Origin of the sequence: Streptomyces sp. KLMMK, assembly GCF_036961605.1 — a bacterium.
GTDB classification, from domain to species: domain Bacteria; phylum Actinomycetota; class Actinomycetes; order Streptomycetales; family Streptomycetaceae; genus Streptomyces; species Streptomyces telluris.
This window is the reverse complement of record NZ_JBAMDC010000031.1, coordinates 1-24442: the sequence shown is the minus strand read 5'-3', so window position 1 is coordinate 24442 and position 24442 is coordinate 1. Positions and strand designations below refer to the sequence as shown.

27 protein-coding genes and 3 pseudogenes are annotated in these 24442 nt (G+C 73.4%); 6 read left to right on the top strand and 24 right to left on the bottom strand.

Annotated elements, in window-relative coordinates:
* Positions 1-217: 217 nt before the first annotated feature.
* The 12 genes and pseudogenes from V7793_RS08910 to hisI form a co-directional block, all read right to left on the bottom strand.
* Positions 218-949 carry a VIT1/CCC1 transporter family protein gene (locus tag V7793_RS08910; protein WP_336004006.1) on the bottom strand — a complete coding sequence of 244 codons (732 nt, stop codon included), beginning with the start codon at positions 947-949 and terminating at the stop codon, positions 218-220.
* A gap of 321 nt (positions 950-1270) precedes the next feature.
* Positions 1271-2188 (bottom strand): prolipoprotein diacylglyceryl transferase, encoded by a 918-nt coding sequence (gene lgt, locus V7793_RS08905; RefSeq protein WP_443057869.1) that lies wholly within the window; start codon positions 2186-2188, stop codon positions 1271-1273.
* Positions 2189-2266: 78 nt separating this feature from the next.
* Positions 2267-3046, bottom strand: coding sequence for a DsbA family protein (locus V7793_RS08900; protein ID WP_336004003.1), 780 nt, complete (start codon positions 3044-3046; stop codon positions 2267-2269).
* Between the two features lie 65 nt (positions 3047-3111).
* Positions 3112-3927, bottom strand: a complete 816-nt coding sequence (gene trpA / locus V7793_RS08895; RefSeq protein ID WP_168091257.1) for a tryptophan synthase subunit alpha — start codon at positions 3925-3927, stop codon at positions 3112-3114.
* Complete coding sequence (gene trpB, locus V7793_RS08890) at positions 3927-5165, bottom strand: tryptophan synthase subunit beta (protein ID WP_336003999.1); 1239 nt, start codon at positions 5163-5165, stop codon at positions 3927-3929. Before trpB ends, trpA begins: the two co-directional genes overlap by 1 nt.
* A 50-nt stretch (positions 5166-5215) precedes the next feature.
* Positions 5216-5440: pseudogene (gene trpM, locus V7793_RS38160) on the bottom strand (tryptophan biosynthesis modulator TrpM); the annotation flags it as partial.
* Positions 5376-6185, bottom strand: coding sequence for an indole-3-glycerol phosphate synthase TrpC (gene trpC / locus V7793_RS08885; RefSeq protein WP_179080494.1), 810 nt, complete (start codon positions 6183-6185; stop codon positions 5376-5378). The gene trpC and the pseudogene trpM, both read right to left, overlap by 65 nt.
* A 172-nt stretch (positions 6186-6357) precedes the next feature.
* Entirely contained in the window at positions 6358-6762 is a 405-nt protein-coding gene (locus V7793_RS08880) for a DUF2752 domain-containing protein (protein WP_336003994.1), read from the bottom strand.
* 125 nt (positions 6763-6887) lie between these two features.
* Complete coding sequence (locus V7793_RS08875; RefSeq protein WP_336003991.1) at positions 6888-7121, bottom strand: HGxxPAAW family protein; 234 nt, start codon at positions 7119-7121, stop codon at positions 6888-6890.
* A gap of 109 nt (positions 7122-7230) precedes the next feature.
* Complete coding sequence (locus tag V7793_RS08870; RefSeq protein ID WP_336003989.1) at positions 7231-7818, bottom strand: TIGR02234 family membrane protein; 588 nt, start codon at positions 7816-7818, stop codon at positions 7231-7233.
* Between the two features lie 49 nt (positions 7819-7867).
* Complete coding sequence (locus tag V7793_RS08865; RefSeq protein WP_336003986.1) at positions 7868-9394, bottom strand: anthranilate synthase component I; 1527 nt, start codon at positions 9392-9394, stop codon at positions 7868-7870.
* Positions 9395-9405: 11 nt separating this feature from the next.
* Complete coding sequence (gene hisI / locus V7793_RS08860) at positions 9406-9783, bottom strand: phosphoribosyl-AMP cyclohydrolase (protein WP_443057868.1); 378 nt, start codon at positions 9781-9783, stop codon at positions 9406-9408.
* A 66-nt stretch (positions 9784-9849) separates the two neighbouring features.
* Here hisI and V7793_RS08855 point away from each other — a divergent pair, with 66 nt between their 5' ends.
* Genes V7793_RS08855 through V7793_RS08845 form a run of 3 tightly spaced genes read left to right on the top strand, consistent with a single transcriptional unit; the run spans position 9850 to position 11941 of the window.
* A complete protein-coding gene (locus tag V7793_RS08855; protein WP_336003980.1) occupies positions 9850-10689 on the top strand; it encodes a septum formation family protein in 840 nt (279 codons plus the stop codon).
* Between the two features lie 46 nt (positions 10690-10735).
* Entirely contained in the window at positions 10736-11368 is a 633-nt protein-coding gene (locus tag V7793_RS08850) for a TIGR03085 family metal-binding protein (RefSeq protein WP_336003977.1), read from the top strand.
* A gap of 39 nt (positions 11369-11407) precedes the next feature.
* The gene (locus V7793_RS08845; protein WP_336003974.1) at positions 11408-11941 is read left to right on the top strand and encodes a DoxX family protein; all 534 of its coding nucleotides are present in this window, start codon (positions 11408-11410) and stop codon (positions 11939-11941) included.
* Between the two features lie 172 nt (positions 11942-12113).
* Here the strand turns inward: V7793_RS08845 and hisF are convergent, their stop codons facing one another.
* The 8 genes and pseudogenes from hisF to hisD form a co-directional block, all read right to left on the bottom strand.
* On the bottom strand, positions 12114-12869 hold the full coding sequence (hisF, locus tag V7793_RS08840; RefSeq protein ID WP_336003972.1) for an imidazole glycerol phosphate synthase subunit HisF: 756 nt from the start codon (positions 12867-12869) through the stop codon (positions 12114-12116).
* Positions 12866-13267 carry a RidA family protein gene (locus tag V7793_RS08835; protein WP_336003970.1) on the bottom strand — a complete coding sequence of 134 codons (402 nt, stop codon included), beginning with the start codon at positions 13265-13267 and terminating at the stop codon, positions 12866-12868. The genes hisF and V7793_RS08835 overlap by 4 nt, the downstream gene beginning before the upstream one ends.
* Entirely contained in the window at positions 13264-13989 is a 726-nt protein-coding gene (priA, locus tag V7793_RS08830) for a bifunctional 1-(5-phosphoribosyl)-5-((5-phosphoribosylamino)methylideneamino)imidazole-4-carboxamide isomerase/phosphoribosylanthranilate isomerase PriA (protein WP_058044856.1), read from the bottom strand. The genes V7793_RS08835 and priA overlap by 4 nt, the downstream gene beginning before the upstream one ends.
* On the bottom strand, positions 13986-14630 hold the full coding sequence (gene hisH, locus V7793_RS08825) for an imidazole glycerol phosphate synthase subunit HisH (protein ID WP_336003966.1): 645 nt from the start codon (positions 14628-14630) through the stop codon (positions 13986-13988). Before hisH ends, priA begins: the two co-directional genes overlap by 4 nt.
* Positions 14627-14794, bottom strand: a complete 168-nt coding sequence (locus V7793_RS08820) for a hypothetical protein (RefSeq protein ID WP_336003964.1) — start codon at positions 14792-14794, stop codon at positions 14627-14629. Before V7793_RS08820 ends, hisH begins: the two co-directional genes overlap by 4 nt.
* Positions 14791-15384 (bottom strand): imidazoleglycerol-phosphate dehydratase HisB, encoded by a 594-nt coding sequence (gene hisB / locus V7793_RS08815; protein ID WP_336003962.1) that lies wholly within the window; start codon positions 15382-15384, stop codon positions 14791-14793. The genes V7793_RS08820 and hisB overlap by 4 nt, the downstream gene beginning before the upstream one ends.
* A gap of 95 nt (positions 15385-15479) precedes the next feature.
* Positions 15480-16598 (bottom strand): annotated as a pseudogene (locus tag V7793_RS08810) (histidinol-phosphate transaminase); the annotation flags it as partial.
* Entirely contained in the window at positions 16595-17932 is a 1338-nt protein-coding gene (hisD, locus tag V7793_RS08805) for a histidinol dehydrogenase (RefSeq protein WP_336003961.1), read from the bottom strand. The gene hisD and the pseudogene V7793_RS08810, both read right to left, overlap by 4 nt.
* 146 nt (positions 17933-18078) lie before the next feature.
* Here hisD and V7793_RS08800 point away from each other — a divergent pair, with 146 nt between their 5' ends.
* The 3 genes from V7793_RS08800 to ybaK are packed head-to-tail and all read left to right on the top strand — an operon-like array spanning position 18079 to position 20980.
* Complete coding sequence (locus tag V7793_RS08800; protein ID WP_336003960.1) at positions 18079-19680, top strand: oxidoreductase; 1602 nt, start codon at positions 18079-18081, stop codon at positions 19678-19680.
* Between the two features lie 44 nt (positions 19681-19724).
* Positions 19725-20462, top strand: coding sequence for an LON peptidase substrate-binding domain-containing protein (locus V7793_RS08795; protein ID WP_336003958.1), 738 nt, complete (start codon positions 19725-19727; stop codon positions 20460-20462).
* 17 nt (positions 20463-20479) lie between these two features.
* A complete protein-coding gene (ybaK, locus tag V7793_RS08790; RefSeq protein ID WP_168095699.1) occupies positions 20480-20980 on the top strand; it encodes a Cys-tRNA(Pro) deacylase in 501 nt (166 codons plus the stop codon).
* 368 nt (positions 20981-21348) lie between these two features.
* On the opposite strand, the gene V7793_RS08785 is transcribed toward ybaK, so the two are convergent.
* From V7793_RS08785 to V7793_RS08770, 4 genes and pseudogenes are all read right to left on the bottom strand, one after another.
* On the bottom strand, positions 21349-21969 hold the full coding sequence (locus tag V7793_RS08785; RefSeq protein ID WP_336003955.1) for an ABC transporter permease: 621 nt from the start codon (positions 21967-21969) through the stop codon (positions 21349-21351).
* 56 nt (positions 21970-22025) lie between these two features.
* Positions 22026-22862 (bottom strand): ABC transporter permease, encoded by an 837-nt coding sequence (locus V7793_RS08780; protein WP_336003952.1) that lies wholly within the window; start codon positions 22860-22862, stop codon positions 22026-22028.
* Between the two features lie 55 nt (positions 22863-22917).
* Complete coding sequence (locus tag V7793_RS08775) at positions 22918-23889, bottom strand: ABC transporter ATP-binding protein (RefSeq protein WP_336004036.1); 972 nt, start codon at positions 23887-23889, stop codon at positions 22918-22920.
* A gap of 109 nt (positions 23890-23998) precedes the next feature.
* Positions 23999-24442 (bottom strand): annotated as a pseudogene (locus V7793_RS08770) (NYN domain-containing protein); the annotation flags it as partial.

The following is a 24442-nucleotide window of genomic DNA, read 5'->3' as shown; positions in this document are numbered from 1 at the left end:
AGCATGTGGACACTGCGGTGAGCGAACACTGCGGTGAAGCGAACACTGCGGTGAAGGCGGCGAGCTGCCGGAAGCGCTGGGGATCGCCCGGCCCGGCCCCGCCGGACACAGCACAGAGCGGGCGGCATTGCCCGCTGCGCTACCGGATTGTGCCCGGCCGTCGAGGGCTTGAAACCGCGATGTCATCCGTACGTTATGCGGGAGCCCGCATAAAGCATCACCCCAGGGCGGTGCCGAAGGCAATACCGAGGGCGTAAGTCACACCCGCGGCCGCGGCGCCGAGGAACAGCTGGCGCAGGCCGCTGAACCACCAGGAGCGGGCCGTCACCCGTGCCACGACGGCTCCGCAGGCGAAGAGACCGAGCAGCGCGAGCAGCACGGCGGGCCACAGCGAGGTCGCTCCCAGCAGGTACGGCAGCAGGGGCAGCAGCGCGCCCAGCGCGAACGAGCCGAACGACGACACCGCCGCGACCATGGGCGACGGCAGGTCGGAGGGGTCTATGCCGAGCTCCTCGCGGGCGTGGATCTCCAGCGCCTGCTCGGGGTCGCGGGACAGCTGCATGGCGACCTCGAGGGCGAGCTTGGGCTCGACGCCTCGCGACTCGTAGAGCGCGGCCAGCTCCGCCAGCTCGTCGGCCGGGTGCTTGTGCAGCTCGCGGCGCTCCACGTCCAGCTCGGCGAGGACGAGTTCGCGCTGCGAGGCGACGGAGGTGTACTCGCCGGCGGCCATGGAGAACGCACCCGCGGCGAGGCCGGCCAGGCCGGCGATGACGATCGTCTGCGCGGAGGCGGAGCCGCCCGCGACACCGGTCATCAGGGCGACGTTGGAGACCAGCCCGTCCATGGCACCGAACACCGCGGGGCGCAGCCAGCCGCCGTTCACGTCGCGGTGCGTGTGGTTGTCGCGGTGCGCGGCGTGCGGTGCGGCAACGGCTTCCAGGACAGACATCTCCGGTGGGCTCCCTTCCCCCTGGGGGTGGCGCCTCGTCCGCCCGCCCCCGCTGATTCGAAGGTACGCACGAAAACGATGATCCGCTAGCAAGGAAGGCCTGCCTGACCTGGGCATACGGGGCCCCTGCGGGGGGCTCGGCGGGGGTCACGCAAGCCCCTGAGGCCGGCTCGGCACCGCCGGACACCTCCGGTGGAGGCTGATCGCCGTTGCGGCGGATCCTCCTTGCCGAAGGCAAGATCTTTACGTGCCTCAGGCATGAAAATCCCGCCGCAGCGGCGATCAGCCACTACGGCGGGTTACGGCGGTGCCGAACTGCCGTCAGACCTTTTTCGTTCCGGGGGGCGAGCCCTCCACGGACGAGTCACCGCCACCGCCCGGCTTTGCCAGGGAGGTCGGTTCCTCGCCGGCTTCCCCGATGACCCCCGGCTCCACCACGAGCTCCCTGCCGGGGCACCGCTTCGCGGAGATGATCATGTAGACGACGGCCGCGATGAAGACCACGATCGACGTCCACCCGTTGAGCCGCAGGCCCAGCACGTGGTGCGCGTCGTCCACGCGCAGGTACTCGAACCAGAAGCGGCCCACCGTGTACGAGGCCACGTACAGCGCGAACGCGCGCCCGTGCCCGAGGGTGAAGCGCCGGTCCGCCCAGATCACCAGGCCCGCGATCAGCAGGCACCACAGCGACTCGTACAGGAACGTCGGGTGGTAGGTCCCGGCGACCCGGCCGATCGCCGGATCGGCGTCGATCTTCAGCCCCCAGGGCAGCGTCGTCGTCTTGCCGTACAGCTCCTGGTTGAACCAGTTGCCCCAGCGGCCGATCGCCTGGGCGACGGCCAGGCCGGGGGCGAGGGCGTCCGCCCAGGCCGGCAGGGGGATGCCACGGCGGCGGCAGCCGATCCACGCGCCGACCGCGCCGAGCGCGACCGCGCCCCAGATGCCGAGGCCGCCCTCCCAGATCTTGAAGGAGTTGACCCAGTCGCGGCCCTCGCCGAAGTACAGCTCGTAGTCGGTGATGACGTGGTACAGCCGGCCGCCGACGAGCCCGAAGGGCACCGCCCAGACGGCGATGTCGGCAACCGTCCCGGCCCGCCCGCCGCGGGCGATCCAGCGCCGGTTGCCCAGCCAGACCGCCACGAAGACGCCGATGATGATGCAGAAGGCATAGCCGCGCAGCGGGACCGGTCCGAGGTGGATCACGCCGGTCGACGGGCTGGGAATGTATGCGAGTTCCATGACATCCCCGACGCTACCCTGCCGGGGCGACGGAACGGCAACCCACCCGGCGCAACAGCTGCGTAACGCCCCCGGGCCTCAGCCCTTCGCGGCTTCGGCGACCATCTGCCGGAGTTTGTCCGGGGTGAGCGGGTTCTTCTGGTCGCCGTAGATGCTCTTGCCGTTGAGCAGGACGGTCGGGGTGGCGCGGTAGGAGGACTTGCCGAAGGCCTCGTGGGACTTCTTCACCCAGCTGTCGTGGGTGCCGTCGTCCACGCAGGTGCGGAAGGCGGGGGTGTCCAGCCCGGGCACCTGCCCGGCCAGCTCCAGCAGGCGCGCCTTCTTGCCGTAGGCGTCGTCGGTCTCCTGCGGCTGGTTCTTGAAGAGCAGGTCGTGGTACGCGGCGAACTTCCCGGCGTCCTGCGCGCAGGCCGCCGCATTGGCGGCGTTGAGCGAGCCGCTGCCGCCGAGGTTGTTGTCGATCAGGGTGACCAGGTGGTACTCGGCCTTGAGCTGGCCCTTCTGCTCCAGCTCGTTGACCGTGTCGCGGAAGACGTTCTCGAAACCGCCGCAGCCCGGGCAGCGGAAGTCCTCGTAGACCGTGAGGGTCGCCTTCGCGGCGGGCTTGCCGACCGGGATGGTGACGCTGTCCTTTCCGGTGGCGCCCTGCGGGGCGACCAGGGGTCCGGCGGCCTCCTTCTTGCCGCCGCCCGTGTTCGCCACGAGCGCCGCGATGCCGGCGCCCGCGCCGAGGACGGCGACGACGATCACACCGGCGATCAGCGTGCGCTTGCGCTTGGCCCGGGCCTCTTCGCGCTGCCGCTGTTCCTGCAGCCGCTCACGGGCGCTGCGCTTCCCATCCGAGTTCTTCTGGCTCACATCCCGCTACAACGAACCGGGGGCCCGCCCATGCGCGCCCCCGGTCGCCGGTTCCTTCAAAAGAGTTAAGCGCGTTTGCGCACGCCCTCGGCCAGTTCACCCGCGAGGGCGCGGACGGCGGCGAGGCCGGCCTCCAGGTCGGGGGCGTCCAGGAGCCGCTTGACGAAGGCCGAGCCGACGATCACGCCGTCGGCGAAGGCCGCCACCTCCGCGGCCTGGGCGGCGTTGGAGACACCCAGGCCGACGCAGACCGGCAGCTCGGTGACCGCGCGCGTGCGGCGCACCAGGTCCTGCGCCTCGTTGCCGACGGACTCCCGGGTGCCCGTGACGCCCATCAGCGAGGCCGCGTACACGAAGCCGCTGCCCGCTGCCGTGATCTTGGCGAGGCGCTCGTCGCGGCTGCTGGGCGCGACCACGAAGACGGTGGCGAGCCCGTGCTGCTCGGCGGCCTTGCGCCAGGCCTCGGACTCCTCGACCGGCAGGTCGGGCAGGATGCAGCCCGCTCCCCCGGCGGCGGCGAGGTCGGCGGCGAAGCGCTCGGGGCCGTAGGCGTCGACGGGGTTCCAGTAGGTCATGCACAGCACGGGCGCGCCCGTGATCTCGTGCGCCTCCTTGACCGTGCGGATGACGTCGACGATCTTGATGCCGCCGCGCAGGGCGATGTCGTCGGCGGTCTGGATGACCGGGCCGTCCAGGACGGGGTCGCTGTGCGGCAGGCCGACCTCGACGATGTCGCAGCCGCCGTCGAGCATGGCGGTGACGGCGCGCACGCCGTCGTCCACGGTCGGGAAGCCGGCGGGGAGGTAGCCGACGAGCGCGGCGCGGTTCTCGGCCCTGGCGGCGGCCAGGACGGAGCTCAGCAGTTCGATGTTGCCCGCCATTACTGCTCCCCCGCCTCGTCGTACAGCCCGAAGTAGCGGGCTGCGGTGTCCATGTCCTTGTCGCCGCGGCCGGAGAGGTTGACCAGGACCAGCCCGTCCGTGCCCAGCTCCTTGCCGACCTCCAGCGCCCCGGCCAGCGCGTGCGCGCTCTCGATGGCCGGGATGATGCCCTCGGTGCGGGAGAGCAGCCGCAGGGCCTGCATGGCGTCGTCGTCCGTGACGGCCCGGTACTCGGCGCGGCCGGTGTCCTTCAGGTAGGAGTGCTCCGGGCCGATGCCGGGGTAGTCCAGGCCCGCCGAGATCGAGTACGGCTCGGTGATCTGGCCGTCCTCGTCCTGCAGGACGTAGGAGCGCGAGCCGTGCAGGATGCCGGGCGTGCCGGCGGTGAGGGTGGCCGCGTGCTCGCCGGTGGCCAGGCCGTGGCCGCCGGGCTCGCAGCCGATCAGGCGCACGCCCTCGTCGGGGAGGAAGGCGTGGAACAGGCCGATGGCGTTGGAGCCGCCTCCCACGCAGGCCACGGCGGCGTCCGGCAGGCGGCCGGCGCGCTCCAGGATCTGGCGGCGCGCCTCGACGCCGATGACCCGGTGGAAGTCGCGGACGAGGGCCGGGAAGGGGTGCGGGCCCGCGACGGTGCCGAAGAGGTAGTGCGTGCGGTCGACGTTGGCGACCCAGTCGCGGAACGCCTCGTTGATGGCGTCCTTCAGGGTGCGGCTGCCGGACTTCACGGCGATGACCTCGGCGCCGAGCATCCGCATGCGGGCGACGTTCAGCGCCTGCCGCCGGGTGTCCACCTCGCCCATGTAGATGGTGCATTCGAGGCCGAAGAGGGCGCAGGCGGTGGCGGTGGCGACGCCGTGCTGGCCGGCGCCCGTCTCCGCGATGACGCGGGTCTTGCCCATGCGCTTGGTGAGCAGGGCCTGGCCCAGCACGTTGTTGATCTTGTGCGAGCCGGTGTGGTTGAGGTCCTCGCGCTTGAGGAAGATCCGGGCGCCCCCGGCGTGCTCCGCGAAGCGCGGCACCTCGGTGAGGGCGCTGGGCCGGCCGGTGTAGTTGACCATCAGGTCGGCCAGCTCGGCGGCGAAGGCGGGGTCGGCCTTGGCCTTCTCGTACTCGGCGGCGACCTCGTCGACGGCGGCGACGAGGGCCTCGGGGATGAACTTCCCGCCGAACGCGCCGAAGTAGCCTTCGGGGCTCGGAACTTGACCCTCCGGGTCCGGGACGAAGAATTCAGAGGACACGTACGTACTCCTCGGACGGCTGTGAGGTTGTGGGTGACGGGTGGTGCGGGCTAGAGCGCGGTGCTCCGACGCCATCGCATCCCGTTGATCTGACCCGGCTCACAGCCGATGTGGTACCGCACGCGGCGTCCGAGGGCGCGGCGCGCGGGCGCGCGGCAGCCCCGGGGGCGGCACCCCCGGGCCAGTCGCGCGTACGCCCTCATGGCCCGGTCAGCCCCGCCCGTGCCGCAGGGCCGGGTGGGCTCCCGCCGCGACCAGGTCGGCGACGGCGCCCTTGGGGTCGCGGCCGGTGACCAGGGACTCGCCGACCAGGACGGCGTCGGCGCCGTCGTTCGCGTAGGCGATGAGGTCGTGCGGGCCGCGCACGCCGGACTCGGCGATCTTGACGATGCCGTCCGGGATCTCGGGGGCGACCCGGGCGAAGGTGCCGCGGTCGACCTCGAGGGTCTTGAGGTTGCGGGCGTTGACGCCGATGATCCGGGCGCCGGCGTCGACCGCGCGCTGGACCTCCTCCTCGTCGTGCACCTCGACCAGCGGGGTGAGCCCGATGGACTCGGCCCGCTCGATGAGGGAGACGAGGGCCTCCTGCTCCAGGGCCGCGACGATCAGCAGGGCCAGGTCGGCGCCGTAGGCGCGGGCCTCCCACAGCTGGTAGGCGGTGACGATGAAGTCCTTGCGCAGGATCGGGATGTCGACCCGGGCGCGGACGGCTTCGAGGTCGGCGAGGGAGCCGCCGAAGCGCCGCTGCTCGGTCAGCACGCTGATCACGGCCGCGCCGCCCGCCTCGTAGTCGGCGGCGAGGCCGGCGGGGTCGGCGATGGCGGCCAGCGCGCCCTTGGAGGGGCTGGAGCGCTTGACCTCGCAGATCACGCTGACGTTCTCGCCGCGGAGGGCGGCGGCGCCGTCCTTCGCCTGTGGCGCCTTGGCGGCCCGCTCCTTGAGCTCGTCGAGGCTGACGCGCGCCTGCCGCTCCGCGAGGTCGGCACGGACGCCCTCGATGATCTCGTCGAGCACACTCACGCGAGCGGCCCCCTTCCGGACTCGGATGGTCTGGGCTGGTGCGGCGGGAATCCTCCCCCACCAGGCACTGCGATGGTATCTGCCGCGGGGCGAAGGTTTCGCATCCGGTTGACGCGGGTCCCACCTCGTGGACGCCCGGTGGACACTCCCCGCCGCCGGGCCGGAGGCTCGTCTAGGGGGTCAGGGCGGCGCCGAAAGGCAGGTTCCGCACGACCGTGAAGAGCAGGACAAGGGTGCCGAGGGCCCACCAGTGGCGGGCGCGCGGGGACAGCTGCACGCCCTCGTGGCCCCGCAGGACCCTGGTGATCCATACGCACCACAGGACGGCGAAGGCGGCGTACCCGGCGACGGCCAGGGCGTTCGCGCCGAGCGCGGCGGGGAGGTCGCCGTGGGCGAGCGCGTGGACGCCGCGCAGCCCGCCGCAGCCGGGGCAGTACAGGCCCGTCCAGCGCAGCAGGGGGCAGGCGGGGTAGTGGCCGGGCCGGCCCGGGTCCACGGCGCCGACGAAGCCGAAGGCCGCGGCGAGACCGGCCGCGACGCCCAGGGGGGCGGCCAGCCGGCGCGTACGGTCCCTCACGTCGGCGATCACACCGAAAGTCTCCGCCGGGTGGCACGAAGGCGCAGCTCAGGGCCGTCGTACGGAGGACCGTACGGGCCCGGGGCCGCGCCTTGGGGCAGGGATGGCGTGGAGGACGCGGGGCGTCAGTTCCGGCCGGTCTCGCCGGCCATCTTCAGAGGAGCCCTCTTGGGCATGCCCATGCCCATCATGCTCATGACGCCGCCCACGACACCACCGATCGCGATGATGGCGATGCCGGCCCAGAAGCCGGCCGGCTTCGCGGCCACCATGAAGGCGCCGGAGACGCAAAAGCCGATGAAGGCGATCGTGACACCGGTCCAGGCGGCCGGGGTGTGTCCGTGGCTGGTACCCGCCATGACTAAGACTCCTCGTTGCTGTGGCGCGCCCGCGGGCGCGGAGAACGCTCATGGTCATTGTCCCCGACGGCCGGGGCCGCCTCGATCCGGGGGGCGCCGCCGGGGCGTGTCACGCCCTCGTGGGGTCCTCGCCGCGGTCGAGGGCCTTCCACAGCTCCTCGGGGCGCTCCGGGTCGGGGGCGGTGCGGGCGCGGCGCGGGCGCGGGGTGCCGTCGCGCTCGTACCGCCCGGACATGGCCGGCCAGTGGCGGCCGTAGCGCAGGGCGAGGAGCCCCGCGAGCAGCAGCAGGACGCCGCCCGCGAGGGCGACCCACGGCCACGCCGTATGGGTGACGTTGTCGATGGCGCCGCTGGTGAGCCCGTTGGCCTTGGCGGCCTGCTCGTCCAGGGCGGCGGTGTCCCCCGCACCGGTGACCGCGCCGGCCACGACCCCGGCGCCCGCGAGGACGAGCCCGGCGGCCACCACGGTGCGCCAGACGCCGCGGACGGCGAAGACCGCGACGAGGGCGGCGAGGCCGACGACGGCGAGGGCGCCGGGCAGGCCGGTGACGTCCTGGCCGCTGACGTGCTTGGCGACGGTGCTCCCGGCGACGGTCGTCGTCCCCTCGGCCCAGGTGCGGCCGCCCGCGAGCAGGGCGAGGGCGGCGCCGGCCGCGCCGAGGAGCAGCGCGGTGCCTACGGTTCTTCCTGTGCTCACGGGTCCACTATCCCTTGTGGGTGGTTTGTCGGTGCCGCCGGGGTGGCGGCTAGGCGAGCCGGTTCGCGGTGTGCACGGCGCGCAGCACCGCCGCGGCCTTGTTGCGGCACTCCGCGTCCTCCGCCGCGGGGTCGGAGTCGGCGACGACGCCCGCGCCCGCCTGGACGTAGGCGGTGCCCTCCTTCAGGACGGCGGTGCGGATGGCGATGGCGGTGTCGGAGTCCCCGGCGAAGTCCAGGTAGCCGACGCAGCCGCCGTACAGGCCGCGGCGCGAGGGCTCCAGCTCCTCGATGATCTGCATGGCGCGCGGCTTGGGCGCGCCCGAGAGCGTGCCGGCCGGGAAGCAGGCGGTGAGCACGTCGAAGGCGGTGCGCCCGGCGGCCAGGCGGCCGGTGACCGTGGAGACGATGTGCATCACGTGGCTGTAGCGCTCGATCGACATGAAGTCGACGACCTCGACGCTGCCGGGCTCGCAGACCCGCCCGAGGTCGTTGCGGCCGAGGTCGACGAGCATCAGGTGCTCGGCGCGCTCCTTGGCGTCGCCGAGGAGCTCCTCGGCGAGCGCGGCGTCCGCCTGCGGGGTGGCCCCGCGCGGCCGGGTGCCGGCGATGGGGTGCACCATGGCCTGCCCGTCCTCGACCTTGACGAGCGCCTCCGGGCTGGAGCCGACGACGTCGAACCCGTCGAACCGGAACAGGTACATGTAGGGGCTCGGGTTCGTCGCCCGCAGCACGCGGTAGACGTCGAGCGCGGAGGCCGAGCAGGGCGTCTCGAAGCGCTGCGAGGGCACGACCTGGAAGGCCTCGCCGGCGCGGATGCGCTCCTTGATGTCCTCGACGGCCGCCATGTAGTCCGGGCCGCCCCAGCGGGCGGTGTACTCGGGCAGCTCGGAGGGGGGCAGGGCGGTGGGGGCCGAGGGCGCGGGCCGGTGCAGGTCGGCGGCCATCGCGTCCAGCCGGGCGACGGCGTCGGCGTACGCCTCGTCCACGCCGCTGTCGAGGTCGTTGTGGTTGATCGCGTTGGCGATCAGCAGGACCGTGCCGTTCCAGTGGTCGAGGACGGCGAGGTCGGAGGTGAGGAGCATGGTGAGCTCCGGCAGGCCGAGGGGGTCGCGGTCCTCGCCGCCGTGCTCGCCGATCTTCTCCAGGCGGCGGACGACGTCGTAGCCGAGGTAGCCCACCATGCCGCCGGTGAAGGGCGGCAGTCCGGCACCCTCCATGAGGTCGCGCGGGGTGTGCAGGGCGGCCACGGTGGCGCGCAGCGCCTCCAGCGGGTCGCCGCCGGTGGGGACGCCGACGGGAGGGGTGCCCAGCCAGTGGGTCCCGCCGTCGCGCACGGTGAGGGTCGCGGCGCTGCGGACGCCCACGAAGGAGTAGCGCGACCAGGTGCGGCCGTTCTCCGCGGACTCCAGCAGGAAGGTGCCGGGACGCTCGGCGGCGAGCTTGCGGTACAGGCCGACGGGGGTGTCGCCGTCGGCGAGGAACCGCCGGGTGACCGGGATGACCCGGCGGTCCTTCGCGAGCGTACGGAAGGTGTCGGCGTCCGGGGTGATGTCACCGGTGGTCGTGGCAGCCATGGCAGCGGAGCCTACTTGCCCAGCGGGAGGACGTCGGCATCGAAACAGGTGCGGTCGCCTGTGTGGCAGGCGGCGCCCACCTGGTCGACCTTGACGAGGAGGGTGTCCTTGTCGCAGTCGAGGGCCACGGACTTCACGTGCTGGACGTGTCCGGACGTGTCGCCCTTGACCCAGTATTCCCGGCGGCTGCGGCTCCAGTAGGTGCAGCGGCCGGTGGTCAGGGTGCGGTGGAGCGCCTCGTCGTCCATCCAGCCGAGCATGAGGACCTCGCCGGTGTCGTACTGCTGGGCGATGGCGGGAATCAGCCCGTCGGCGCCGCGCTTGAGGCGCGCGGCGATGGCGGGGTCGAGGGAGGAGGCGGGGGCGCTGTTGCCGGTCATGGGGTCCATTCTGCCGCGCGGGCCCGCCGGGACCCCCCGAACGGGCCTGTCAGTGGCGTACGGCATGCTTCGCCCATGAGTACTCCGCCCTCGAACCCCCCGCAGCCCCCCGGTGGCGGCGGTGGGTTCGGCCCGCCGCAGCAGTTCGGGCCGCCGTCGGCCCAGCCGCCCGCCCAGCCCTACGGACAGCCCCAAGCGCCGCAGGGATACGGCCAGCAGCCCGGCTTCGGTCAGCAGCCGGGTTTCGGCCAGTACGGCCAGCAACAGCAGTACGGCCAGCAGTTCGGCCAGCCCATGCCGCCCCCGCCCCCGCCCTCGGGCGGCAACGGCGCGAAGGTCGCCGCGATCGTCATCGGCTGCGTCCTGGTGGTCGGCCTGATCGTGGGCGGCATCATGCTGACCGCCGGCGGCGACAAGGACGACAAGCCGACCGCCAAGCCGAAGAGCTCGTCGGCCCCGTCGGCGGCGCCCTCCGCGCCGGCCGTGGACCCGAGCGCCCCGGGCACCAACCCCTCGGGCCCGGAGCCGTCCTCCTCCGGTCTGCCGTCGGTCTCCCGCGTGCCGTACGTGGTGCTCAAGCCCGGCCAGTGCTTCGACCACCCGCGCATGAGCATCGGGCTCACCGAGGTGAAGACGAAGCCGTGCAGCGGTCCGCACGACGGTGAGGTCATCGCCAACGAGACCCTGACCGGCAAGTTCGACACCGAGCTGGACATCCAGACCAAGGCCCGGGAGCTGTGCAAGAAGAGGGCGCAGGACCGCATGCGCTCCATATCCGACGGCAAGAACTACTACTCGTACGTGCTCTACCCGACCCCGACCACCTACGCCCGGGGCCAGGACCAGATCACGTGTTCGATGACGCTGAGCGTCTCGCAGGGCGGCCAGAAGATGGACAAGCCGCTGCCCGAGTAGTCGCGGGGGCGTGGCACCGGCGGGGGGCCGGCCTTAGGGTGGCGCCATGTCGACCCACGCCCAGCGCGAACGCCTGTTCCTCGCCGATCTGTTGGAGTCGGCGGGCCCGAACGCCCCGACGCTCTGCGGCGGCTGGCGGACCCGTGACCTCGCGGCCCACGTCGTGGTGCGCGAGCGCCGAGCCGACGCCGCCGCCGGGATCGTGCTCAAGCCCCTGGCCGCACGTCTGGAGCGGGTGCAGGCGGAGTTCGCCGCCAAGCCCTACGAGGAGCTGATCCAGCTCATCCGCACCGGGCCGCCGCGGCTGTCGCCCTACGCCCTCAAGCAGATCGACGAGGCCGCGAACACGGTCGAGTTCTACGTGCACGCCGAGGACGTCCGCCGTGCCCAGCCGGACTGGGCCCCGCGGGAGGTCGACCCCGTCTTCGCGGACGCCCTGTGGGCCCGGCTGGAGCGGGTGGCCCGGATGCTCGGCCGGAGATCGCCCGTCGGCCTGGTCCTGCGCCGCCCCGACGGGCGCACGGCGGTCGCCCGGCGCGGCGCGCCGGTGGTGACCGTCACCGGGGAGCCCGGCGAGCTGACCCTCTTCGTCTTCGGCCGCCAGGCGGCCGCCCGGGTGGAGCTGGACGGCGAAAAGGACGCGGTGGCCGAGGTGGAGGGGGCCGAGCTGGGAATCTGAGGTTCCGTGCCGGACCCGACTCCGAAGAGGTGCCCTGCCATGGCGTACACCAGCAGATCCGCCCACTCCGCCCCGTCGCCCGCGCCGCCCCTGACCGGCTTCTCGCTGGGGATCCTGCTGCTCCGGCTGATGATCGGCCTCATCATGATGGGGCACGGCACGCAAAAGCTGTTCGGCTGGTTCGACGGGCCCGGCCTCGACGGCGTCGCGAAGGCCTTCCAGGCCTGGGGCTATCCCGCGCCCAAGGCGATGGCCGTCATCGCCGGCCTGAGCGAGACGCTGGGCGGCGCCGGCCTCTTCCTCGGCCTCCTCACCCCGCTGGCCGCGGCCGCCGTGCTCGGCACGATGGTCAACGCGCTCGGGGTGACCTGGGACGGGTTCTTCCTCCCCAAGGGCATCGAGTTCACCCTGCTGGTCGCCGTCACGGCGGCGGCCCTCGCACTCACGGGCCCCGGCAGGTACTCGGCGGACGCACACCTGCCGGTGCTGCGGCAGCACCGGCTGTCCTACGGGATCGCGGCGATCGCCCTCGCCCTGGTGACGGGGGCGGTCTTCCTGCTGATCCGCGACTAGCCCGTCCGGGCGGGTTCTTCGACCAGGGCTGCGGCTCGGCTCGGCACCGCCGGCCTGCCACATCGTGGTTGCTCGCCGTTGCGGCGGAAGAAGGCTGCCGCAACGGCGAGCAAGCACCACGGCGAGAGTCCGGCGGATGACGCCGCCACCGTGGTGATCCGCCGGATGCGCCCTACCGCACCGGGTGGCCCGCCTCGCGCAGAGCCGTTTTGACGTCCGCGATCCGCAGGTCGCCGAAGTGGAAGACCGACGCGGCGAGCACCGCGTCCGCGCCCGCCTCGACGGCCGGGGCGAAATCGGCCAGCCTGCCCGCGCCGCCGCTCGCGATGACCGGGACCGTGACGTGCTTGCGCACGGCCTGGATCATCTCGGTGTCGTAGCCGTCCTTGGTGCCGTCGGCGTCCATGGAGTTCAGCAGGATCTCCCCGGCGCCCAGCTCCGCCGCACGGTGGGCCCACTCGACGGCGTCGAGGCCGGTGCCGCGGCGGCCGCCGTGGGTGGTGACCTCGAAGCTGCCGGAAGGGGTGCGGCGGGCGTCGACCGACAGGACGAGGACCTGCCGGCCGAAGCGCTCGGCGATCTCCTGGACGAGCTCCGGCCGCTCGATGGCCGCCGTGTTGACGCCCACCTTGTCGGCACCGGCCCGCAGCAGCTTGTCGACGTCGGCCGCGGTGCGCACGCCGCCGCCGACGGTCAGCGGGATGAAGACCTGCTCGGCCGTGCGGCGGACCACGTCGTAGGTGGTCTCGCGGTTGCCGGAGGAGGCGGTGATGTCGAGGAACGTCAGCTCGTCGGCGCCCTCACGGCCGTACACCTTGGCCATTTCCACCGGGTCGCCCGCGTCGCGCAGGTTCTGGAAGTTGACGCCCTTGACGACACGGCCGTTGTCCACGTCCAGGCAGGGGATGACTCGGACCGCCAGGGTCATGTGCTCGTTGCTCCTCGGTACGCTTCCAGCTCTACTTCGACCAGCACGCGCGAGTCGACGAAGCCGGAGACGACGACCAGGGTCGCCGCCGGGCGGACCGCGTCGAAGAGCTCCTTGTGGGCACGGCCCACCTCGTCCACGTCTCGCGCGTGGGTCAGGTACATCCGGGTGCGGACGACGGCCCCGGGGCCGAGGCCGAACCGCTCCAGCGCGGCGAGGGCGTTGCCGAAGGCCGACCTGGCCTGTTCGTACGGATCGCCCTCGCCGTTCAGCACGGTGCCGGTGAACGGCATCGTGCCGGACACCAGCACCCGGTCTCCCGCCGCGACGGCGCGCGCACAACCGAAGGCCTCTTCCCAGGGACTGTCGCTCTGCACACGCTGCACGGCATCGGTCATACGGACACAGCCTCCAGGGCCTCTTCCAAGGTGAACGCCTTGGCGTAGAGGGCCTTTCCGACGATGGCGCCTTCGACACCCTCCGGTACCAGGTTGGCGATCGCCCGCAGGTCGTCAAGGGAGGAGACTCCGCCGGAGGCGACGACCGGCTTGTCGGTGGCCGCGCAGACGTTCTTCAGCAGCTCCAGGTTGGGGCCCTGGAGGGTGCCGTCCTTGGCGATGTCGGTGACGACGTAGCGGGCGCAGCCCTCGGAGTCGAGGCGGGCGAGGGTCTCGTAGAGGTCGCCGCCGTCGCGGGTCCAGCCGCGGCCGCGCAGGGTGGTGCCGCGGACGTCCAGGCCGACCGCGATCTTGTCGCCGTGCTCGGCGATGACCTTGGCGACCCACTCGGGGGTCTCCAGGGCGGCGGTGCCGAGGTTGACGCGGGTGCAGCCGGTGGCGAGGGCGGCGGCGAGCGAGGCGTCGTCGCGGATGCCGCCGGACAGCTCGACCTTGATGTCCATGGCCCCGGCCACCTGGGCGATGAGCTCGCGGTTGTCACCGGTGCCGAACGCGGCGTCCAGGTCGACCAGGTGGAGCCACTCGGCGCCCGAGCGCTGCCAGGCGAGGGCCGCCTCCAGCGGGGAGCCGTACGAGGTCTCGGAGCCGGACTCGCCGTGGACGAGGCGCACGGCCTGGCCGTCGCGGACGTCGACGGCGGGGAGGAGTTCGAGCTTGCTCACAGGGTTCCGATCCAGTTGGTGAGGAGCTGGGCACCGGCGTCGCCGGACTTCTCGGGGTGGAACTGGGTGGCCCACAGCGGACCGTTCTCCACGGCGGCCACGAAGGGCTCGCCGTGCGTGGCCCAGGTGACCTTGGGGGCGCGGATGTTGGGGTTGGTCACCTCCAGGCTCCACTCGCGCACCGCGTAGGAGTGCACGAAGTAGTAGCGGGTGTCCGCGTCGAGGCCGGCGAAGAGCTGCGAGTCCGCGGCGGGCGTGACGGTGTTCCAGCCCATGTGCGGGACGACGTCCGCCTTGAGGGGCTCGACGACGCCGGGCCACTCGTCCAGGCCCTCGGTCTCCACGCCGTGCTCGATGCCGCGCTCGAAAAGGATCTGCATGCCGACGCAGATGCCCATCACGGGGCGGCCGCCGGAGAGCCGGCGCCCGACGAGCCAGTCGCCGCGGGCGGCGCGCAGGCCCTGCATGCAGGCCGCGAAGGCGCCGACGCCGGGGACGAGGACGCCGTCGGCGTTCATGGCCTTGTCGTAGTCGCCGGTGATCTCGACGTCCGCGCCGACGTGGGCGAGGGCGCGCTCGGCGGAGCGGACGTTGCCGAAGCCGTAGTCGAAGACGACGACCTTCTTCTTCGGGGCGCTCATGACCACAGTCCTTCGATCCGGAGGGTGCCGGCGGTCAGGCACATCGCGGCACCTATCCCGAGCAGCACGACGATGCTCCTGGGCATGCCCTGCTTGAGGAAGGAGATGATGCCGCCGACCAGGAAGAGGCCGACGACGATGAGCGTGGTGGACAGGCCGTTCACAGGGCACCCTTCGTGGAGGGGAGAATTCCGGCGGCGCGCGGGTCGCGCTCGGAGGCGTAGCGCAGGGCCCGGGCGAGGGCCTTGAACTGGCACTCCACGATGTGGTGCGCGTTGCGCCCGTACGGGACGTGCACGTGCAGAGCGATCTGCGCCTGCGCGACGAAGGACTCCAGGATGTGCCGGGTCATCGTCGTGTCGTACGTGCCGATCATCGGCGCCATGTTCTCGGGCTCGGTGTGCACCAGGTAGGGGCGGCCGGAGAGGTCGACGGTGACCTGGGCGAGGGACTCGTCCAGCGGGACCGTGCAGTTGCCGAAGCGGTAGATGCCCACCTTGTCGCCGAGGGCCTGCCGGAAGGCGGCGCCCAGCGCGAGGGCGGTGTCCTCGATGGTGTGGTGGGTGTCGATGTGCAGGTCGCCGTCGGTCTTGACGGTGAGGTCGAAGAGGCCGTGGCGGCCGAGCTGGTCGAGCATGTGATCGTAGAAACCGACCCCGGTCGACACGTCGACCTGCCCGGTCCCGTCGAGGTCGATCTCGACGAGAACGGAGGTCTCCTTGGTGGTGCGCTCTACGCGCCCAACGCGGCTCATGAGTGGTTCTCCTTGCGAAGGGGCCTCTCCGGACCCTGAGCGACGACGGCGTCGGCTCGGCCGGGGGTCCGGGGGTTGTCCCCCGGGAATTGCAGCTTCAGTACGGCGCGGACCGCGTCCAGGAACGCGTCGTTCTCCTCCGGGGTGCCGGCGGTGACGCGCAGCCACCCCGGTACGCCGTTGTCGCGCACCAGCACGCCGTGGTCGAGGATGGCCCGCCACGCGGCGGGGCTGTCCTCGAAGCGGCCGAACTGGACGAAGTTGGCGTCCGAGTCGGTCACCTCGCAGCCCATCGCGCGCAGCTCGGCGACCAGGCGGTCGCGCTCGGCCTTGAGCTGCTCGACGTAGCCGAGCAGGGTGTCCGTGTGCTCCAGGGCGGCCAGCGCCGTGGCCTGGGTGACGGCCGACAGGTGGTACGGCAGGCGGACGAGCTGGACTGCGTCGACCACGGCCGCGTCCGCGGCGAGGTAACCGAGCCGGAGCCCGGCGGCGCCGAACGCCTTGGACATGGTGCGGGAGACGACGAGGTTCGGGCGGCCCTCGATGAGCGGCAGCAGCGAGGGGCCGTGGCTGAACTCGCTGTACGCCTCGTCGAGGACGACCAGCGAGGGCCCGGCCGCCTGCGCGGCCTCGTACAGCCGCAGGACCGTCTCCGCCCCGACCGCCGTGCCCGTGGGGTTGTTGGGCGAGCAGACGAAGACGACGTTCGGCCGGTGCTCGGCGATGGCGCGCTCGGCCGCCTCCACGTCGATGGTGAAGTCGTCGCGGCGGGGGCCGGAGATCCAGCCGGTGCCGGTGCCGCGCGAGATCAGGGCGTGCATCGAGTACGAGGGCTCGAAGCCGATCGCGGTGCGACCGGGCCCGCCGAAGGTCTGCAGCAGCTGCTGGATGACCTCGTTGGAGCCGTTGGCCGCCCACACCTGCCGCATGCCGACCTCGTGCCCGGCGGTGCGGGTGAGGTACTTGGCCAGCTCGGTGCGGAGCTCGACCGCATCCCGGTCGGGGTAGCGGTTGAGGTGCCGCGCGGCCTCGGCGACACGCTCGGCGATGCGGGCGACGAGGGGCTCGGGCAGCGGGTAGGGGTTCTCGTTGGTGTTCAGGCGTACGGGCACGTCCAGCTGGGGGGCGCCGTACGGGGACTTGCCGCGCAGTTCGTCCCGGATGGGGAGTGCGTCCCAGGGGGAGACAGGGGTATTGCGGGTCTCGTGCGTCACTTGCCGTCCGGAACCTTCCACTCGAACCGTGCCTTGACCGCGGCCCCGTGCGCCGGCAGGTCCTCCGCCTCGGCGAGCGTCACCACGTGTCCCGCGACCTCGGCCAGGGCCTCCCGGGTGTAGTCCACGACGTGGATGCCGCGCAGGAAGCTCTGGACGGAGAGGCCGGAGGAGTGGCACGCGCAGCCGCCGGTGGGCAGCACGTGGTTGGAGCCGGCGGCGTAGTCGCCGAGCGAGACGGGGGCGTACGGGCCGACGAAGATCGCGCCGGCGTTCTGCACGCGGGCGGCGACGGCCGCGGCGTCGGCGGTCTGGATCTCCAGGTGCTCGGCGCCGTAGGCGTCGACGACGGCGAGGCCGTGGTCGACGGAGTCGACCAGGACGATGCCGGACTGTCGGCCGGAGAGCGCGGGCACGATCCGGTCCTCGATGTGCCGGGTCATGGCGACCTGGGTCTCGAGCTCCTTCTCCACCGCGTTCGCGAGGTCCTCCGAGTCGGTGACGAGGACGGAGGCGGCCAGCGGGTCGTGCTCGGCCTGGCTGATCAGGTCGGCGGCGACGTGCACGGGGTCGGCGGTGGCGTCCGCGAGGATCGCGATCTCGGTGGGGCCGGCCTCGGCGTCGATGCCGATGCGGCCCTTGAGCAGCCGCTTGGCGGCGGCGACCCAGATGTTGCCCGGGCCGGTGACCATGTTGACGGGGCGGCACTCCTCGGTGCCGTAGGCGAACATGGCGACGGCCTGGGCGCCGCCCGCGGCGTACACCTCGTCGACGCCCAGCAGCGCGCAGGCGGCCAGGATCGTGGGGTGCGGCAGGCCGCCGAAGCCGGCCTGGGGCGGGGAGGAGACGGCCATGGAGCCGACGCCGGCCTCCTGGGCCGGCACCACGTTCATGATCACGGACGAGGGGTAGACGGACCGGCCGCCCGGGACGTACAGCCCGACGCGCTGGACGGGCACCCAGCGCTCGGTGACCGTGCCGCCGGGCACGACCTGGACGGTCTTGTCGGTGCGGCGCTGCTCGCGGTGGACGATCCGGGCGCGGCGGATGGACTCCTCCAGCGCGGCGCGCACGGCCGGGTCGAGCTCTTCGAGGGCCCGGGCGATCGCCTCGGCGGGGACCCGGATCCGGTCGAGCGTGACGCCGTCGAACCGATGCGCGTAGTCGATCAGGGCCGCGGTACCGCGATGATGCACGTCCTCGCAGATGGGCCGCACCTTCTCCAGGGCGGCCTCGACGTCGAGTTCGGCTCGGGGCAGCAGGTCGCGGTCGACGCCGGCCTCGGGGGAGCCCGGGGCGGAGGCGGAACCACGCAGATCGATTCGGGAGATCACACGGTAATTGTCTCAGACCCGTCCCGTCGCACGGCGCCCCGTACCACTCAGTGGTACGGGAGTTTCACTGAGAGTGTTCAATCGGTCACGCGTTGGGGAAAGGGGACAGTACACCGGGGTGTACGGGACGGGAGGGGGTACGGAGCGTGACCGACCCGACGGACGGCGACCCGCCGGCGGAGCTCGAGCTGACGCCCCCCGAGCGGGCCATGTGGGAGGCCTTCCGCCGCGGCGGCACCCACGACCTGCGCACCCCCCGCCCCGAGTGGAACGATCCGCGCGCGCCGCACGCGTGGGGGCCCGAGCGCAGCGTGCGGGCCCGGCTCGTGGCCCTCCTCCTGCTGGACGGCCCGCCCGCGCTGCCCGGCCGCGTCTGCGCCCTGAAGCTCAACGGCGTGCAGATCACCGGCCAGCTCGACCTGTCGGGGGGCACGGTCGTGCCGTACGTCGAGATGCACAACTGCCGCTTCGAGCAGGAGGTGCTGCTGCCCGAGTGCCACTTCACGACGCTGCGACTGGTCGCCTGCGCCCTGCCCCGGCTGGAGGCCGCCCGGCTGCGCACCGAGGGCGATCTGCACCTGCCGCGGTGCGCCGTCCAGCGCGGCATACGGCTCACCGACGCCCAGATAGGCACCGACCTGCTGCTCAACCAGCTGGTGGTGCGCGCGGACCGGCGCGGGGTGTCCATCGCCGCCGACGGCATCAGCGTCGGGCAGGACCTGCAGGCCGAGATGATGCGCTCGTACGGCGAGCTGAGCATGCGGGCCGCCACGATAGGGGTCTCGCTGAGCCTGCGCGGCTCCACGCTGAGCAACCCGCAGGGGCGGCGCGCGCTCAACGCCCCGCAGCTGACCGTGGAGCGCACGCTCTATCTGACCGGGGCCGGGGTCGGCGGCTATCCGTTCGCCACGGGCACCACTCCCCCGTACGGCATCACCACCACCCCGCAGCACGGCATCCGCACCCAGGCCTTCGAGTGCCGCGGCGGGGCCCGCCTCGACGACGGCCGCTTCGGCGACGCCGTCGACTTCAGCCAGGCCCGCTTCGTCCTGGAGTCCGACCAGGAGCTGTCGCTGCGCCGCGTCCAGACCCCCGAACTGCGCTTCCTCGGCGAGTGGGTCCAGCGGGGGCGGGTGGTGCTCTCCGGTGCCCGCGTCTCCAACCTGGTCGACCGCTACGCGAGCTGGCCCGGCCCCGGCAATCTGGTGATGGCCGGCTTCTCCTACGAGACGCTGATACCGCTCGGCCACTTCCCCCTGGCCCTGCGCCTGGAATGGGTGGCCGCGGCCACCCCCGAATACGCCCCCGAGCCGTACGAGCAGCTGGCCGGCGCCCTGCGCGACAGCGGCGAGGACGCCGACGCCCGCGCCGTCCTGCTCGCCAAGCAGCGGCGCCGCCGCGAGACGCTCCCCCCGGCCGGCAAGGCCTGGGGCTACCTGCAGGACTGGACGGTCGCCTACGGCTACCGCCCCGGGCGGGCGGCGGTGTGGATGGCCGTGCTGTGGGCGGCCGCCGCGGCCTATTTCACCTGGCGCCCCGTGCCGCCGCTGAAGGAGGGCGAAGGCCCCGCCTGGAGCCCCGAGCTCTACGCCCTCGACCTGCTCGTCCCCGTCATCGACCTGGGACAGGGCGGCGCCTGGCGGCCCACCGGCGCCACGCAGTGGGTGGTGACCGCGCTCATCCTGCTGGGCTGGGTGCTCGCGACGACCGTGGCGGCCGGGGCGTCCCGCCTGCTGCGCCGGCAGTGAACGCCGGGGCGGCATTGCTGCACAGGCCATTAGGCTTACCGGCTGTGACCACCGCGCGCCTGCCCCTCTTCCCGCTGAACTCGGTGCTGTTCCCTGGGCTCGTCCTGCCCCTGAACGTCTTCGAGCAGCGGTACCGCGCGCTGATGCGCGACCTGTCGGCGCTCCCGGAGGAGGAACCGCGCCGCTTCGGCGTCGTCGCCATCCGCGACGGCAGCGAGGTCGCGCCCACGGCGCCCGGGCTGCCCGAGGGCGCCCGCCCCGAGCCCGGCCCCGCCTCCGGCTTCGGCCCCGACCCCCGCAAGGCGTTCCACGCCGTGGGCTGCGTGGCCGAGGCGGCGACGATCCGCGAGCGCTCCGACGGCACGTACGAGGTCCTCGCCACCGGCACCACCCGCTTCCGCCTGCTGTCCGTCGACGCCTCCGGCCCCTATCTGACCGGCGAGGTCGAGGACATCGAGGAGGAGCAGGGCGAAGGGGCGGGCGCGCTCGCCTCCGGGGTCGTCCGCGCCTTCCGCGCCTACCAGAAGCGGCTCGCCGGGGCGACCGAGCGCACGCTCGCCGGGCAGAGCGACCTGCCGGGCGAGCCGTCCGTCCTCTCCTACCTGGTCGCCGCCGCGGCGATGCTCGACACCCCCGCCAAGCAGCGGCTCCTGGAGACGCCGGACACGGCCACGCGGCTCGCGCGCGAGCTGAAAATGCTGCGCACCGAGACCGCGGTGATCGCTAAGCTCCCCTCGCTGCCGGCCGTCGACTTCACCCGGCGGCCCACGAACCCCAACTGACCCGACGGGACGGACCCTTGGCACGCAAGGCCGGCAAACAGCAGGCGGGCTCGACCCCGGCGATCGTCGCCCTGGAGAAGGCGGGAGCCGCCTTCTCCGTGCACTCCTACGCCCACGACCCGGCGGCCCCGTCCTACGGCGAGGAGGCCGCGGAGGCGCTCGGGCGCGATCCCGCGCAGGTCTTCAAGACGCTCGTCGCCGAGGTCGACGGCGCCCTGACCGTGGCCGTCGTGCCCGTCTCCGGCTCGCTCGACCTCAAGGCACTCGCGGCGGCGGTCGGCGGCAAGCGGGCGGCCATGGCCGACCCGGCGGCCGCCGAGCGCACCACCGGGTACGTACGGGGCGGCATCTCCCCGCTCGGGCAGCGCCGGCGCCTGCGGACCGCGCTGGACGCCTCCGCGCGCTCCCACGCGACCATCTGCGTCTCGGCCGGGCGGCGCGGCCTGGAGGTCGAACTCTCCCCCGCCGACCTGGCCGCCCTCACGGACGCGGTGATCGCCCCCATCGCCCGCGCGTGACCCCGCGGGCGCCGGGGGTCTGGACGGCCGCCCGTCCCTCGGCTACGACCGTCAGGAGCGGGCCGCCGCGCGTGCCGCCCGCGACTCGGGAGGGACGCCCATGTCGAAGCGCACCCGCAAGCGCCGCTGGCGCCTGAAGAAGAACCGCGCCAACCACGGCCGCCGGCCGGCGTAGACCCTTGCCGGGCCGGCCCCGGCATCCGTCGGCCGGCCGGCTCGGCACCGCCGGTCCGCACCGCGGGGGTTGCTCGCCGTCGCGGCCCGGCCCTCCGCAGGAGGAAACGGTGAAAGGGCGGGGACGGGGCAATCCCCTCCGCCGCAACGGCGCTCAGCCGCATACCTGCGCATCCGGCGGTGCCGGAGCCGGCTCAGGCCGGGACGTCGGGCTCCCCGGACGTCCAGTGCGGCTCCGGCTCCGGATCGCGAGGCCCGAACAGTGCCGTCAGGAGCAGGTGCACCGCCATCGCCGCCAGCGGCCACGCCAGCAGCGCCCCCTTGGCCGCGAGCTTCAGCGGGGCGTCGAAGACGACACCGCGCCCCGCCGCGCGGGCCGCCGCCACCACGTCCGTGGTCGGGCCGAGCGCGGTGCCCACGCGCCAGGCGATCACCGAGGCGACCAGGGAGCCGGCCGCGAGGCCGATGACCAGCGGGAGGCCCCCGCGGCGGCGGAGCAGGAAGACGACCGCGCCGCTCAGCGCGCCGAACCCGAGCGCCAGCAGCACGAACGTGCCGTCGGCGCCGATCGCCTGCTCCCCCTCGCTGTTCTTGAGGTACACCGCCTTGCCGTCCGAGATCAGCGGCACGCGCGGCGCCAGCCACACCCACAGCAGCCCGAGCAGCACTCCGGCGACGGCCACCGCCGCGGCGACGACCGCGGCCTGCCGCGCCTCGGTGCGGAGCTCCTCCCGGTCGGCGCCGAGAACGGCGGGGCCGTCCTCGGCGGGCTGCTTGCCGGCGGGCGGGTCGTGCGGCGTCAGGGATGCGGTCACCCTGTCATCGTGCCAGGTCGGGGCCGCCGGGCCCGCGGCAGGACGGTCCTGGCGCGTCACCGCACGGCCGCCCGGCGGTACGCCCAGGTGGCCACGGCCAGCGACACGACGCCGACGGCGGCGCACACGCCGAGGTCGGCCGCGACCATGACCCAGTCGGGGCTCGCGTCGAAGCTGCGGGCCAGCGCCTCCACTCCGTACGTGGAGGGCAGCAGGTCGCGGGCGTAGGAGATGGGCGCGGGCATGCGGGCGGCGGGCAGCACGCCCAGCAGCAGTGCGGCCGACATGCCCAGCTGCCCGCAGAGCGTGGCCAGCTCCTGCCGGGGGGCGAGCAGCCCGAGGGCCGCACCGAGCCCGGCGAGGGCGGCGCCGGAGAGGGGGATCACCGCGGCGAGCACCCACAGGTGCCCCATCGGCAGGTCGAAGAGCACGCTGCCGACGACCGCGGTGACGGCCGTGCCGGGCACGGTGAAGGAGGCGTACGCGCCGGCCGCGCCGAGGACCACGGCTGCGGGCGGCACCGGCAGCGTCGCGTAGTGGTCGAGGCCGCCGCCGGCGCGCAGCTGCCCGAAGTACTGGGCGAGGAGGTTGAGGGCGACGAAGGCCACGACGAGCACGCTGGAGCCGGCCACGACGGCCCGCGCCTCGTCGCCGCCGTCCACCACCCCGCGCATCATGATCATGATGCCGACGGACTGGAACGTGGCCACGAAGAGCAGCGGGATCCGCGCCACCTTGGCCCGCGAGAGCTGCGCGCGGTACACGGCGGCCAGGGCGGGCAGCAGCTTCGCCCTGGGCGCGAGCGGGGCGGCGTCTTCGCCGCCGGACCGCGGCCGGGAGTCGCTCCCGGTCCGGACCGCCCCGGACACCGCCTCTGCGGATACAGCACTCACCCGGCACAGCTCCTGTTCGGTCGGGTCCGGTGACCCCTTCTCGCCGTCGCCCCCGTCACATCTTCACCAGCCCGTCCGCGCGGCCGCCGAGCGCCAGGTACACGTCCTCCAGGCTCGGCGTGGTCAGCGTGAAGTCGTCGAGCGCGGCGAAGGCGGGCCCGCCGGTCACGGCGGCGACGGCCGCGCGCGCCTCGGCGGGGGCGAGCCGCAGCGTCCAGCGGCGCCCCGCGGCGTGCGCGGCGTCGCGCAGCGCGGCGACCTCGGGGACGTTCAGCGGGGCCTCGTCGCGCCAGACGAGCTCGACGCGGACCTCGTCGCCGACGAGCTCCTTCAGCCCCGCGGGGGTGTCGCAGGCGATGATGCGTCCGCGCTCCAGCACGGCGACGCGGTCGAGGACGGTCTCGGCCTCGATGACGTTGTGGGTGACGAGCAGGACGGTCGCCCCGCGCTCGGCGCGCCGCCGGTCGACGGCGGCCCAGACGGCGCGGCGGGCCACGGGATCCATGCCGGCGGTGGGTTCGTCGAGGACGAGGACGGGCCGGTCGCCGACGAGCGCGGCGGCGAAGCACGCCAGCCGGCGCTGGCCGCCGGAGAGCTTCTTCAGCGGGCGGCCGGCGAGGTCCGTGAGGCCCAGTTCCTCGAGGACGGCGTCGCGCTCGGCGCGGGCGGCGCGCAGAGTGAGGCCGCGCAGCCGGCCGGTGGTCTCGGCGGCGAGGGAGACCGTCAGCTCGTCGAGCGCGGTCGACTCCTGGCCGAGGTAGCCGACGAGCCGGGCGGCGCGCTCGGGGTGGCGCACGAGGTCGTGGCCGAGGAGCTCGACGCTGCCCTCGTCGGGCCGGAGCAGGCCGGTCAGCTGGCGCACCAGGGTGGACTTGCCGGCCCCGTTGGGGCCGAGGAGTCCGAAGATCTCGCCGCGCCGGACCTCCAGGTCGATGCCGTCGCTGGCGCGCACGGCAGCGGTGCCGGGCGCACCCCGGCGGCCGCGCGCGGCGGGGTAGGTCTTGACCAGGCCGCGCACGGTGCACACCGTGGCGGCTGCCGCCGCCTCTTTCACGCCCGTCCTCACGAGCTATGAGGGTACGCGGTTGGGCTCGCGCCCCGGCCGTTGGGGCGCCCGAAGACGGAGCGTGGTGCCGTCAGTCGCCCACCGGCGCCTTCTCCGCGGCCGTGCGCGTGTCGATTTCGCGCCAGAATCCGGCACGGATCGCATAGCGGTCGTGCTCGTCGATCTGGTCGTCCTTGTGGGCGAGGAGCCCGAACCGGGCGGCGTAGCGGAGCAGCTCGCCGTCGATGCGGTGGGGGATGCGCGGGTACTCCGTGGAGAGGTGCTGCAGGTGGACGGCGTCGGGGAGCCGCTCGGCCCAGCGCCGGGCGAAGACCTGGCCGACCTCGAAGGGGTCGCCGCCGACGGTGGTGATGTCCTCCTCGCGGTCCGCCCAGCGCTGCTCGGCGCTGGTGAGCTGGGCGAGCATCGGCAGGGAGGCGGTTTCGGGGGGCTCGCCGAGCCCGGTGCCGGTGCCGCGCTCGATCCAGCCTTTGTCGGAGGACCAGCGCAGGGTGGCGTTGGCGGCGAGGGCGCC